Consider the following 13,293-nt stretch of genomic DNA (forward strand, 5'->3'; position numbering starts at 1 on the left):
TTTGTGAGGAGAAAGAGCGGCTCATCATACTATTGCCAGCCGAATTTGCGCAGATACACGCGTTTCATGAACGTCGTCAGCACCGTGTAGCAGACGAGGATGCCCAGCAGCCAGGGGAAATAGCCCAGCGGCAAGGCTTGCAGCTTGAAGTAAGTCGCCAGCGGTCCCATCGGCAGGAACACTCCCACGGCCATGATGGCGGTGGTGGCTACCAGCAGGGGCACGGACGCGATGCTGTCGATGAAGGGCAGCTTGGGCGTGCGGATCAGGTGCACGATCAGGGTTTGCGTCAGCAGCCCCACGACGAACCAGCCGGACTGGAACAGCGTCTGCTGCTCGGGCGTATTGGCGCCGAACACATGCCACATCAGGATAAACGTGCTGATGTCGAAAATCGAGCTGATGGGGCCGAAGAACACCATGAAGCGGCCGATGTCGCGCGGGTTCCAGCTCAGCGGCTGCTGGATCAGTTCGGCGTCGACATTGTCGAACGGGATGGCGATCTGCGACACGTCGTACAGCAGGTTTTGCACCAGCAAGTGCAGCGGCAGCATGGGCAAAAACGGTAAGAAGGCGCTGGCCACCAGCACGGAAAACACATTGCCGAAGTTCGAGCTGGCCGTCATGCGGATGTATTTGAGCATGTTGCTGAAGGTGCGCCGGCCTTCCAGCACGCCTTCTTCCAGCACCATCAGGCTTTTTTCCAGCAAGATGATGTCGGCCGCTTCCTTGGCGATATCGACGGCCGAATCGACGGAAATGCCGATGTCGGCCGCGCGCAGGGCGGGCGCGTCGTTGATGCCGTCGCCCATGAAGCCGACGATATGGCCATTGCCGCGCAGGGCGCGCACGAGGCGTTCCTTGTGCAGCGGGCTGAGCTTGGCAAACACGGTATTGTCTTCGGCTGCCTTGGCCAGGGTGGCATCGTCCATGTCGTCCAGTTGCGGGCCTTGCAGCACGCCATGCACGGCCAGGCCCACTTCGCGGCAAATCTTCGCCGTCACGAGGTGGTTGTCGCCCGTCAACACTTTCACGGTGACGCCGTGTTCTGCCAGCGCGCGCAGGGCAGGCGCCGTCGATTCCTTCGGCGGATCGAGGAAGGCCACGTAGCCGATCAGGGTCAGCGCCGTTTCATCGGCCACGCCATACACGGTTTTATGCGGCGGCACTTCCTTGACGGCCACGGCCACGACGCGCAAGCCTTCCGCGTTGAGGCCATGCGTGGTTTCCAGCACCTTTTCCAGCAGCGCAGGATCGAGCGGAATGCTGACGCCACCGAGGCGCAGATGGCTGCAGGCGGCGAGGATTTCCTCGACGGCGCCCTTGCAGATCAGTTCATGGTGATCGTTGCGTTCGGAGACGACGACAGACATGCGGCGGCGCACGAAATCGAACGGGATTTCATCGACTTTCACGTAATCGCGCGCCAGCTGCATTTCCGTCTGCAATTCCACATGGTCGAGCACGGCGCGGTCGAGCAGGTTTTTGAGGCCCGTCTGGTAGTGGCTGTTCAAGTAGGCAAATTGCAGCACTTCATCGGATGGCTGGCCGAACACGTCCGTATGGCGCTCAAGCACGATCTTGTCCTGCGTCAAGGTGCCCGTCTTGTCCGTGCACAGCACATCCATGGCGCCGAAGTTCTGAATCGCGTCCAGGCGTTTCACGACGACTTTCTTTTTCGACAGTTTCACGGCGCCCTTGGCCAGGGTGCTGGTGACGATCATGGGCAGCATTTCCGGCGTCAGGCCCACGGCGACCGACAGGGCAAACAGGAACGCTTCCATCCAGTCGCCCTTGGTCCAGCCATTGATGAGGAACACGAGCGGCGCCATCACGAGGGCGAAGCGGATCAAGAGCCAGCTGACGCTGTTCACGCCCGCTTCGAACGCCGTCGGCGTGCGCTCGGTGGCCGTCACTCTCGTGGCGATAGTGCCAAAATACGTGCGATTGCCGGTCGCCAGTACCAGCGCCGTGGCCGCGCCCGAAATCACGTTCGTGCCCATGAACAGCAGATTGGCCAGGTCCATGGGATCGCGGCCTGCGCTGTCGGCCAGTTCGGCCATCTTTTCCACCGGCAAGGATTCGCCCGTCATGGCGGCCTGGCTGACGAACAGGTCCTTTGCTGAAAGCAGACGGCAATCGGCGGGGATCATGTCGCCGGCAGACAGCACGATGATGTCGCCCTGCACTAGCTGGCGGATGGGCAGTTCGATCTGCTGGCCATTGCGCAGCACGGTGGCCGTATTGCTGACCATGGCTTTCAGGCGCTCGGCGGCCCGGTTCGAGCGGCCTTCCTGCACGAAGCGCAGCAGGGTCGAGAGAATCACCATGGTGCCGATGACGATGGTCGCCTTCGGGTCTTCCGTCAGGTAGGAAACGATGGCCAGCACGGTGAGCAGCAGGTTGAACGGATTCTTGTAGCACAGCCACAGATGCTGGTACCAGGCCAGCGGCTTTTCATGCTCGACTTCGTTCGGCCCCGTTTGCGCGCCGATGACTTGCGCCTCGGCATCGCGCAAGCCTTCCAGGCGCGTGTGCAGGCGGTTCAGCGCGCTGTCGAGGTCTTCATGGGCGGCCGCCAGCAGCTGGCGCGCCAGGTGGTCGGGCACGGGACGGGCCGTGCTGTTTTCCAGCGGCATGGCACGGCGGCGGAAATGGCCGGCCGTATGGCGCTTGCGCAGGAACGATTCGAATAAGCGGGTGAAGAGATTCATGGCTCTTCCTTTCACGGCGAGGTGTTGACGGGCGGCGCAGCCGCAGGCAAGACTTGCGTGCCGCCGACGCAACATGGCGAACCATGACGCAGGCGGGCAATCCGGGTCAGTAGCCGGTCGCGATCGGAAAGAGGGAGGAGGCGCGCAGCCGGACTGGCCGCACGAGACACCGCACCTTGCTCAGCAAGGCACGGAGGAAAGAGAGTTCCGCGTTGCTTGCTGTTTAGCTGCCGAGGCAATCACCGATACAAGATCGGCTACTGTCACTAGAACAAGTACCCACGTGGGACTCCGTAAATGAATAATGAGGGCATATTATGGATGGGCTGACCAGGTGTCAACTGAAGAAATCTTAGGTTTCCAAAGTGTAATGTTGGTGGTGGAAATGCACTCGAAATGTGTAATTGAATTTACTTGCTTAGCCATTGTCAGGGCGTAGCACTGGACTATGTCAAGGAGGCGCGCAAGTGCATGCGCGCTGTTGTTTGGGGTTTCGTTGGCTATGTCGTGCCTCGCAAACGGAGGGTATTCTCTTACTCTCGTCTAATTTTTCTCAGCCAAGTGTCCCAAGACTCCACTCGTATAGGTGGATGAGTACTTCGCTCCACATCATGGCGCTTTCTGCTTTCCTCGAGATCGTCTCGAGTTCTCCCTCCTATGACGACAAATCGTATGTTGATGTCCTTATCTGGATCAACTTCAAGCGACCCGGCAGGTCCCAGCAGAGAGTTGTGAAGTAGCTTTCCATCTTCAACACTTTGACGGGTTTGATGAGTGTGCACCCTGAATTCCTGTATGTTATCAATGATATGTCTTGACCGTTTCCTGATCTGGTCAATAGCAATGTCAATTTTGGCGGAGAATTTGTCGTAGTGCCCTTTATTTACCAAATCGAACTCTGCTCCCTTTATCTCAAACAGTGTGACGTCCATTCGAGACCGGCCTGAAAAAATGGCAAAATCAACCGCTCCCTCCGCTACTGGGAATTCGGAAAAACAAATGTACTCGTCCTTTGGTTGCGCGTAGACCTCGGCGAAGATTGAGAGGTCTTGCTTAAGGATACTTTGAAGTTCTTGTTCACCTGATCCCCGCGCCACGAGATCAACGATCATTTTTTTGCTGATCATGCGTGATTCGATGTCATTACGTCTTTTAGTGACTGCTGGCGACTCAAGCCATGGGGAATCAAGAAAAGGATCGATTTCATTTCGTAAGCGATCAATTTCATTGAGTAGGCGTGGTTCGTCTCGAGTTTTCGTATCTAGTTCTCTTTTGTCGCAGGCGATTAGAGTCTCAAGGTTGGCCCGCGTAATGGACTTCCACTTTGGGACTCCAGACTCAGTAAACGTGACTAAATCAAATTTGTCGCTCCCCAAGCTATCGGCTTCATAGTGCTCTACGAAACGGCATTGATTTGGCACAATTCCTTTTGTGACGAGTGAGCCGCATACTGTCTCGATAGCATTTGTTATTGATGCGGCGGTATTCTTATCATCAAGGTCTGTTAGCAGCGCGGACAGATTTAATTGTTCATCGACAAAAGTTCTGACGCGACAAATTCCATCTGTTCTGAGGCCAAGTTCAGTAGGGTAGCGATGAATAAAATCACTAATTTTCATAGGTAACCTCGTCCTGTCGTTAGTGTTGTCATGGTAGAGCTGCTTGCAAAGCAATATGCTTTTAGCGCTACCTGAAAAACTGGCACCCTGTCGCTATATAGCCAGCACATTAGAGCAACAAAATACCTTAGACAAGTGGAAGTCGATAGGAGTTTTCTAAATCATCGTCTATTTAATTTATTTGCACTAAATTTTCTCCGTACAACTTATATCTTGGTTTGCGCCATCGCCAGCGAATCGGACAATATTTGCCATAACGCCGCGTGACGCTGCTGCAGCGCGGCGCCGCCCGCGTAGATCAGTTCCACGTGCAGGCTGTCGACGATGCCCAGGTAGGCTTGCGCATACAGGTCGATGCGTTGCTGCGGCAGGGCGGGGGCCAGCCGGCCCAGGCTGGCCACGTAATGCTGCTGCAATTGCGCCAGCAAGGCTTCGTAGCCCGTGCCGACTTCGATGCGCAGGGTTGCAGGCGGCAAATATGCCGTGCGCAGCAAGAAGCGCAGATGGGCCGACTCCGCGTAGCGCTGCGCCATGCGGTCGCAATACAGGGCGCCGGCCAGCTGGCCGCCGGGCGCGGCCAGCGCCGCCTCGTCGGCGAAGCAGCCATCCATGAACGCTTGTTCCTCGGCCAGCGCGTCGGCAAACACGTCGAGAAACAGGGCGTCCTTGCCGGCGAAGTGCGAATACAGCGAAGCCTTGCGCATGCCCGCCTGTTCGGCGATGTCGCTGAGGGACGAAGCGTCGTAGCCGTGCTCGGAAAAGTGCACGACGGCGACGGCGCAGATGTTATCGGCCGAGGCCGAGCGTTTTTTCATCATTGGGGTGAGTGTGAGTGAGGCGTCAGTGCGCTCCCAGGCTGCTGGCATGGACCGGATGGATGCGCGCAGTGGCCAGGGTCAGCCATGATACCAGCAGGCCGGCCACGGTCAAGAACAGCAGCCAGGGCAGCGGCCCCCATTCGGACAGGCTGGCCGCCAGCGGCGTGGCCAGGGACGACAAGCTCATCTGGATGGCGCCCAGGAGGGCGGCCGTGGAGCCGAGCGCTTTGCGTTGCGAGCCCATGGTCATGGCCATCAGTGCCGCTTCCGTGATGCCCAGGCCGAACAGGGCCACGAACATGCCCGGCACGACGGCCGCGATGCCCGCTCCTGCCCAGGCACCGAGCATGGCCAGTCCCGCGCCGCCCAGCATGGCGACGCTGCCCGCCACGCTCAGGCGCGCCACGCCGTGCCTTTCCACCAGGCGGGCGCTGGCCATGGCCCCCAGCAGCACGGCCACGCCCGTCGCGCCAAAGACGAGGCCGAAACTGCCGGCGGACAGGCCGAAGTCGCGCTGGTACACGAGCGATGCGCCGCCGATATACGCGAACAGGAAAAAGAAAGTGGCGGACAGGGCCAGCGCGGGCAGCAGGAAGGCGCGGTCCAGCGCGATGCGCGCATAGGTGCGGTGCATGCCGCGTGGCGAAACGCGGCGGGCAGGCGGCAAGGTTTCCGGCAGGAACAGCGCGCTGTTGAGCAGGGTCAAGGCGCCCAGCGCGGCCAGGGCCAGCATCACGGCGCGCCAGCCGTAGTGCGCGTCGAGCAAGCCGCCCACGGCCGGCGCCAGCACGGGCGCCAGGCCAACGATGGTCATCAGGAGGGCAAACAGCTGCGCCGCTTTGACCCCGTCGGCCACATCGCGCACCATGCTCATCACCACGACCAGGGTCAGCGCCGCACCCAGGCCCTGCAAGGTGCGCGCCAGCAGCAGGGTGCTCAACTGATCCGCCTGCGACGCCCACACGGCGGCCACGATGTAGACGGCGATGCCGGCCAGGAGCGGCCGGCGCCGGCCCAGCATGTCGGTGAGCGGCCCGCACAGCAGCTGTCCGCCACCCAGGGCCAGCAGGAAAACGGTCAGGCTCAGTTGCACATTCGGATACGAGGTGTGCAGTTCGCGCGCCATGGCCGACATCGAGGCCAGGTACATGTCGATGCCGGCCGGGCCGAGCACGGCCACGAGGGCCAGGGAAGCCGCCAGCCCGAGACTGGCGGCGGGGATTGTGGTTTGCTGCTGCATTGCGCTTCCTTCATATCGTGAAAAAACGGGGCATGGACGCCGCCGTGTTTTTTATTGTACACTTACTGCCTACCGGTAGGTAGCTTGTTCAATCAATAAAAAGGACGGGAACGATGAAGAAAGAAACGATGACGGGAGGGCTGGCATGACGGAAGTGGGAATTTCGCTCAGCGGCGTGGCTGTCGCGCTGCTGTTTGCCGCCTGGAGTTCGCACCGCGCCCGCTGCGAGCGGCGCGATGTCGTGTGTCTGACGGTGCTAGGCACCGTGTTGGGGTTGCCGGGGGCGGTCTTGCTGGCGTTGTAGGTCGCGTAGGTCGGATTAGGCCCGAAGGGTCGTAATCCGACAACATGGTTGGCGTATATGGTGATGTCGGATTACGCTTCGCTAATCCGACCTACGATGAAAAAAGGCAGGCCACCTGGCCTGCCTTCCTGTCGCTGGCACGCCCGCCGAAGCAGGCGCGTGGCGCTTACTCTTCTTCGTACGAACTGATCGGTGCGCAGCCGCAGAACAGGTTGCGGTCGCCGTACACGTTGTCGGCGCGGCCGACCGGCGGCCAGTATTTGCGCTGGCGCAGCGAAGCGACGGGGTAGGCAGCGATTTCACGGCTGTACTTGCGGTCCCAGCTGTCCGACATCAAGACTTGTGCCGTGTGCGGCGCGTTCCTCAAAGGGTTGTCGTCGTGGTCGAATTCACCGCTGGCGACCTTGGCGATTTCCGCGCGGATGGCGATCATGGCGTCGATGAAGCGGTCGATCTCCACTTTCGATTCGCTTTCCGTCGGCTCGATCATCAAGGTGCCCGGCACGGGGAAGCTCATGGTCGGCGCATGGAAACCGAAGTCCATCAAACGCTTGGCCACGTCTTCGTTGCTGATGCCGGTGGCGTCCGTGATCGGGCGCAGGTCCAGGATGCACTCGTGCGCGACCAGGCCGTCGTGGCCCGAGTACAGCACGGGGTAGTGCGGCGCCAGGCGGCGCGCGATGTAGTTCGCCGCCAGGATCGCCGTCTCGGTGGCCGCCGTCAAGCCTTCCGCGCCCATCATGGCGATGTACATCCACGAAATCGGCAGGATGCTGGCCGAGCCGAATGGCGCGGCGCTGACGGCGCCGATGCCGGCAGCGTCGCGTTGGTAGCCGCTCGAACGCTGGTTCGGCAGGAATTTCGCCAGGTGGGCGCCCACGCCGATCGGGCCGACGCCCGGTCCGCCACCGCCGTGCGGAATGCAGAAGGTCTTGTGCAGGTTCAGGTGCGACACGTCGCCGCCAAACGAGCCGGGAGCGGCCACGCCGACCAGCGCGTTCATGTTGGCGCCGTCGATGTAGACCTGGCCGCCGTGCGCGTGGATGATTTCGCACAGTTCCTGGATGCCTTCTTCAAACACGCCGTGGGTGGACGGGTAGGTGACCATTACGCAAGCCAGGTTGGCACTGTGCTTTTCCGCTTTCGCTTTCAGGTCCGCCAGGTCCACGTTGCCGTTGGCGTCGCAGCTGGTGACGACGACCTGCATGCCGACCATGTTGGCCGATGCGGGGTTGGTGCCGTGCGCCGACGAAGGAATCAGGCAGATGTTGCGGTGGCCTTCGCCGCGCGATTCGTGGTACGCCTTGATCACCAGCAGACCTGCGTATTCGCCTTGCGAGCCGGCGTTCGGCTGCAGCGAGACGGCCGCGTAGCCCGTCAGTGCGCACAGCATCTCTTCCAGCTGCGAGATCATTTCGCGGTAGCCGACCGTTTGCGCGTCCGGCGCGAACGGGTGGATGTTCGAGAACTCGGGCCAGGTGACGGGAATCATTTCCGACGTGGCGTTCAGCTTCATCGTGCACGAACCGAGCGGGATCATGGTGCGGTCCAGCGCCAGGTCCTTGTCGGCCAGGCTGCGCAGGTAGCGCAGCATTTCGTGTTCCGAGTGGTAGCTGTTGAAGACGGGGTGGGTCAGGTAGGCGCTTTCGCGCGCCAGGTTGGCCGGCAGTGCGCTGGTCACAGTTGCTTCAACGGCGTCCAGGTCCGGCGCGGCAGGCGCGTTGGCCAGGCCGTGTGCGAACACTTTCCACAGCAGCGCGATATCGTCACGCGTGGTGGTTTCGTCGAGCGACACGCCGACGTGGGTGTTGTCGATCTTGCGCAGGTTGACGCCGTGGTGCATGGCCGTCGCGTGCAGCTGCGCCGCATCGGCCACGTTGATGGTCAGGGTGTCGAAGTAGCTCGCGTTGACGACGCCATAGCCGAGGGTCTTCAGGTTGGCGGCCAGCACGCCCGTAAAGCGGTGCACGCGCTGGGCGATCTGCAGCAGACCGGCGGGGCCGTGGTAGACGGCGTACATCGAGGCCATCACGGCCAGCAGCACTTGCGCCGTGCAGATGTTCGAGGTGGCTTTTTCGCGGCGGATATGCTGTTCGCGCGTTTGCAGGGCCAGACGATAGGCCTTGTTGCCTTGCGCATCGACGGTCACGCCGACCAGGCGGCCCGACATATTGCGCTTGAATTCATCGCGCGTGGACAGGTACCCTGCGTGCGGGCCGCCGAAACCGAGCGGCACGCCGAAGCGCTGGCTGTTGCCGACGACGACGTCGGCGCCCCATTCGCCCGGTGGCGTGAGCATGGTCAGGGCCAGCAGGTCGGCCGCGACGATGACCATGGCGCCATTCGCATGCAGCTTTTCCACGCCGGCGCGGTAGTCGCGCACGACGCCGTTCACGCCAGGGTATTGCAGCAGCACGCCGAAGCACGCGTCCAGCGACTCGATTTCAGCCGGATCAAAAGTGCGCACCTCGATGCCGATCGGCTGGGCGCGCGTCTGCACCACTTCCAGGGTTTGCGGCAGCACGTCGTTGGCGACATACAGCACGTTCGACTTCGACTTGCCCACGCGCTGGATCAGGGTCATCGCTTCGGCGGCGGCCGTGCCTTCGTCCAGCATCGAGGCGTTCGAGATGCCCATGCCGGTCAGGTCCGTGATCACTTGCTGGAAGTTCAAAATCGCTTCCAGGCGGCCTTGCGAAATCTCCGGCTGGTAAGGCGTGTACGCCGTGTACCAGGCCGGGTTTTCAAAGATGTTGCGCAACACGACACCAGGGGTGAACGTGTTGTAGTAGCCCTGGCCGATCAGGGATTTCAGTACCTGGTTCTTGCCGGCGATGGCTTTCAGGCGCGACAGCGCTTCCTGTTCCGGCATCGGCTGCGAGTACGCGCCCAGGGGCAGCGCGCCCTTGTTGCGGATGTTGGCAGGCACCAAGGCGTCGATCAGCGCGGCGCGCGATGGATAGCCGAGGGTCGCCAGCATGGCTTGCTGTTCGGTGGCGGAAGGGCCGATGTGGCGGGCGATGAAGGCATCGCGTGCTTCGAGTTGGGTCAGGCTGGTGCGGGTCATGATATAGAGGCCAAAAAAGACTGAAAAACCGGAATGCGGCGCGCGGGCGCGGCGCCGGGGCATAGCTACAAAATTAAATGCAAACGGGCCGCAATTGCGGCCCGTGAGTCAAACGCGATCAGGCGCTGGTGGTGGCGCCATAGGCGGCAGCGTCGAGCAAGCCGTCCAGGGCCGACACGTCGGCTGGCTTGATCTTGAACAGCCAGTTGGCGTAGGCGTCGGCGTTGATCGATTCAGGCGAGTTGACGACGTCGTCGTTGATGGCCACGACTTCGCCCGACAGCGGCGCATAGATGTCGCTTGCTGCCTTGACCGATTCCACCACGGCGGCGTCGTCGCCGGCGGTGAAGGTGGCGCCGACGTCAGGCAGTTCGACGAAGACGATGTCGCCCAGTGCATCCTGCGCGTATTCGGTGATGCCGACGGTGATCGTGCCGTCGGCTTCCAGGCGTACCCATTCGTGGGAAGCGGTGTACTTCAGGTCTGCAGGAATGTTCATGTGTGGCTCCAGATGGTAAGTGTTCGTTATTGATTATGATTGTTCGGTCTTGCGGGCGGCTCTATAAATACGCTTACGCAGCCAGGATTTTACCGTTACGCACGAAAGGCAGCTTGACAACAGAAGCGGCCAATTGCTTGCCGCGGATTTCCACGTGCACAGTGTCGCCCACGTTGACGCCGTTGGGCACGCGCGCCAGGGCAATCGCTTCCTGCATGGTCGGGCTGAAGGTGCCGCTCGTGATTTCGCCCGTGGCGTCGCTGCCGGCGATGATGACTTTCTGGTGGGCGCGCAGCACGCCGCCTTTTTCACGCAGGATCAGACCGACGAATTGCGCGTTCTGGCCTTTGGCCAGCAGAGCGGCCTTGCCGATGAAGTCGCGCTCGCTGACCAGGTCGATGGTCCACGCCAGGCCCGCGTCGAGCGGGTTGACGGTTTCGTCCATGTCCTGGCCGTACAGATTCATGCCCGCTTCCAGGCGCAGGGTGTCGCGCGCACCGAGGCCGGCCGGCTTGACGCCAGCGGCGATCAATGCGTTCCACAGCGCTTCCACCTGGGTCGCGGCCACGCCGATTTCAAAACCGTCTTCGCCCGTGTAGCCGGTACGCGCCAGCATGACTTCGCCAAACGCCGTGTCCTTGACGATGACGACGTTGAATGGCTTGATGGCTTCGGACGCGGCTTGCGTTTCCGGCAGCACTTGCCATACCTTGGCGCGCGCATTCGGGCCTTGCACGGCTACCAGGGCCATGGCGTCATTGCCGTCGCGGCGCTGGGTGATCGTCAGGCCGCTGTTGGTGGCGGTGTTTTGCTGCTGCATCCAGGCCACGTCTTTTTCAGCCGTGCCCGCGTTGACGACGAGGCGGAACCAGTTTTCATTGAAGAAGTAGACGATCAGGTCATCGATGACGGTGCCCTCAGGATTCAACATGCACGAGTACAGGGCCTTGCCCGACACTTGCAGCTTGTCGACGTTATTGGCCAGCAAGCCGCGCAGGAAGGCGCGCACGTTCGGTCCTTCGATATCGACCACGCACATGTGGGACACGTCGAACATGCCGGCGTCGCCGCGCACGGCGTTGTGTTCTTCGATTTGCGAGCCGTAGTTGACAGGCATGTCCCAGCCGCCGAAATCGACCATGCGGGCGCCGAGGGCACGGTGGGCGTTGTTGAGTGGGGTCGCTTTGAGCGTCATGGATTCCTCGGGACGAAGGTAAAGGGGGAAGTTAACAGAACACACGGAGCCAAACACGGCTTTCCGGCGTGAACACTGACCCCCCTGTCCTTTGTACCTGAGAGATTACGGGGGCTTGCCCCGTGCGCCCCTTCGGTGGGCCGCCGGCAATAGCCGCGGCCGCTCTCCAGAGTTGAGCTGTAGTGTCGCCAAAGCAACAACTTCAGTCCGCCTGATCGGTCCTTTTGCCTGAGAGTTTTTGGGTAGTGCCCCTTCGGCGGCAACGCTGGGTTGCCCTCTCCCGATCAAGTGGGAGGAATATATGCCAGCAGGGTGTTTCTGTCAATCTGAAAAGACGTTGCCAAATTGCAGCAAAAGCCCCGGTTTGCGGGGCTGGGAGGGGCGCTGGCCCGGTGCAAAAGGGCGCCCGGCCGCGCGGGAATGCGCTATGATGAAATCCTGGCTTTCTTGCGGGTGCCTGCCATGAACACTACACAAAGCGAGACGCAAAACAACACCGAGCAGCACGGTTACTTTACCCTCTCGGGCGACGTCAACAGCGATATGGTGCGGCGCGTCTTCAACGCCGTGGCCGACATCACGGAAGACAAGCTCACCACCGCGCACATCTTGATACAGTCCAACGGCGGCTATGTCAGCGACGGCATCTGTCTGTACAACTTCCTCAGCAAGTTGCCGCTCGACATCATCACCTATAACGCGGGCGCCGTGGCGTCCATCGCCGTCACCCTGTTCCTGGCAGGGCGCCGCCGCCACGCCAGCGACACGGCCCGCTTCATGGTGCACAAGTCGCATGCGACAGCGTCACCCGGTTCGCGCCCCGATGCGCTCAGCATCATCGTCGAGGGCTTGCGCGCCGACGACATGCGCACGGAACGCATCCTGCGCGGCCACGTCAACCTGACGGAAGAGCAGTGGCAGGTGCACGCGTATTCCGACCTGCACCTGACGGCCGACCAGGCGCTGGACGTGGGCCTGATCGAATCGATCCGCGACTTTGCGCCGCCCAAGGGCAAGCGCCTGACGAATATCTGAGGCCCCTGCCGCGCTGGCCAAGCGAATGGTTTTGCGTAGAAATTTTGTAATGGAATGTAATTCTTCGCTGCAGCACAGCAAAAGCCGCGCGGAACAGGGCAGAGTCGTGGCATAGTGCACGCTGATCATGAAATAAGCGCATGCACGATGAATTGGTGGAATGGGATTTCTTTTGCGGCCGACATGTCCGTGATGGGGCCGGCTGGCGTGGCGATTGCCCTGTGGCTGCTCGTGTCGCGCCAGTGGCGTTTGGTGCTCAGCTGGAGCTTGTGGTATGGCGGCGGCCTGGCCCTCGTGGTGCTGTCGAAGCTGGCGTTCATGAGCTGGGGCGTGGGAAGCAGCACTCTCGACTTTACTGGTTTCAGCGGCCACGCCATGCGCGCCGGCGCCGTGTTTCCCGTGCTGATGTATGTGCTGCTACAGCGGGCCGAACCGCGCTGGCGCCATGCCGGCGTGCTCGTCGGCGTAGCCTTTGCCGTGCTGGTGGCCATTTCTCGCGTGGTCGTGCATGCGCACAGCGTGTCGGAAGCCGTCAGCGGCTGCGTGCTGGGCCTGGCGCTGGCGCTGGGCTTCATGTGGAATGCCCGTGGCGCAGTCAATTTCGCCGTCAGCCATGCGCTGGCCTTGGCCAGCCTCGTGCTGATGGTGGTGCTCAGCTTCAAGGCCGAACCCATGCCGACCGAGCAGTGGCTGCAAAAACTGGCCATGGTGCTGTCCGGCCATGAGCGCGTTTTTTCTCGTGCAGACTGGAAACTGGCGCAGGATGGCCGTCCTGCCCGGTGATCTGCTGACAACTGGCGCC

Annotated in this window: 10 protein-coding genes and 2 riboswitches; of the genes, 3 read left to right on the forward strand and 7 right to left on the reverse strand. The window is 61.4% G+C overall.

The annotated features are described in order from the left end of the window. Nucleotides 1-29 precede the first annotated feature (29 nt). From mgtA to ASN89_RS12290, 4 genes are all read right to left on the reverse strand, one after another. The gene (gene mgtA / locus ASN89_RS12275; RefSeq protein WP_058049453.1) at nt 30-2,714 is read right to left on the reverse strand and encodes a magnesium-translocating P-type ATPase; all 2,685 of its coding nucleotides are present in this window, start codon (nt 2,712-2,714) and stop codon (nt 30-32) included. Between the two features lie 533 nt (nt 2,715-3,247). Beyond that, nucleotides 3,248-4,333: a Shedu immune nuclease family protein gene (locus tag ASN89_RS28180; protein ID WP_035818124.1), complete on the reverse strand. Its 1,086-nt coding sequence runs from the start codon at nt 4,331-4,333 to the stop codon at nt 3,248-3,250. Between the two features lie 206 nt (nt 4,334-4,539). After that, a complete protein-coding gene (locus ASN89_RS12285; RefSeq protein ID WP_082127803.1) occupies nt 4,540-5,151 on the reverse strand; it encodes a TetR/AcrR family transcriptional regulator in 612 nt (203 codons plus the stop codon). A gap of 22 nt (nt 5,152-5,173) precedes the next feature. Beyond that, on the reverse strand, nt 5,174-6,391 hold the full coding sequence (locus tag ASN89_RS12290) for a Bcr/CflA family efflux MFS transporter (protein WP_058049454.1): 1,218 nt from the start codon (nt 6,389-6,391) through the stop codon (nt 5,174-5,176). Between the two features lie 145 nt (nt 6,392-6,536). On the opposite strand from ASN89_RS12290, the gene ASN89_RS29000 reads away from it, so the two are divergent. Beyond that, entirely contained in the window at nt 6,537-6,695 is a 159-nt protein-coding gene (locus ASN89_RS29000) for a hypothetical protein (protein ID WP_160309306.1), read from the forward strand. A 166-nt stretch (nt 6,696-6,861) separates the two neighbouring features. Here the strand turns inward: ASN89_RS29000 and gcvP are convergent, their stop codons facing one another. The 3 genes from gcvP to gcvT form a co-directional block, all read right to left on the reverse strand. Continuing rightward, entirely contained in the window at nt 6,862-9,762 is a 2,901-nt protein-coding gene (gene gcvP / locus ASN89_RS12295; protein WP_058049468.1) for an aminomethyl-transferring glycine dehydrogenase, read from the reverse strand. Nucleotides 9,763-9,880: 118 nt separating this feature from the next. Continuing rightward, nucleotides 9,881-10,261 (reverse strand): glycine cleavage system protein GcvH, encoded by a 381-nt coding sequence (gene gcvH, locus ASN89_RS12300; RefSeq protein ID WP_046684954.1) that lies wholly within the window; start codon nt 10,259-10,261, stop codon nt 9,881-9,883. A gap of 73 nt (nt 10,262-10,334) precedes the next feature. After that, a complete protein-coding gene (gene gcvT, locus ASN89_RS12305) occupies nt 10,335-11,456 on the reverse strand; it encodes a glycine cleavage system aminomethyltransferase GcvT (RefSeq protein WP_046684955.1) in 1,122 nt (373 codons plus the stop codon). Between the two features lie 74 nt (nt 11,457-11,530). Beyond that, nucleotides 11,531-11,636: riboswitch (glycine riboswitch) on the reverse strand. A 26-nt stretch (nt 11,637-11,662) separates the two neighbouring features. Next, nucleotides 11,663-11,749, reverse strand: a riboswitch (glycine riboswitch). A gap of 169 nt (nt 11,750-11,918) precedes the next feature. Between gcvT and ASN89_RS12310 the strand changes: the two genes are divergently transcribed. Together ASN89_RS12310 and ASN89_RS12315 are read left to right on the forward strand one after the other, a co-directional pair. Further along, the gene (locus tag ASN89_RS12310; protein WP_046685528.1) at nt 11,919-12,491 is read left to right on the forward strand and encodes an ATP-dependent Clp protease proteolytic subunit; all 573 of its coding nucleotides are present in this window, start codon (nt 11,919-11,921) and stop codon (nt 12,489-12,491) included. 147 nt (nt 12,492-12,638) lie between these two features. Next, entirely contained in the window at nt 12,639-13,274 is a 636-nt protein-coding gene (locus tag ASN89_RS12315) for a phosphatase PAP2 family protein (protein WP_235501958.1), read from the forward strand. Nucleotides 13,275-13,293: the final 19 nt, after the last annotated feature.

The organism is Janthinobacterium sp. Ant5-2-1 (assembly GCF_001445815.1).
In the GTDB taxonomy this organism is placed as follows: Bacteria; Pseudomonadota; Gammaproteobacteria; order Burkholderiales; family Burkholderiaceae_D; genus Janthinobacterium; species Janthinobacterium lividum_E.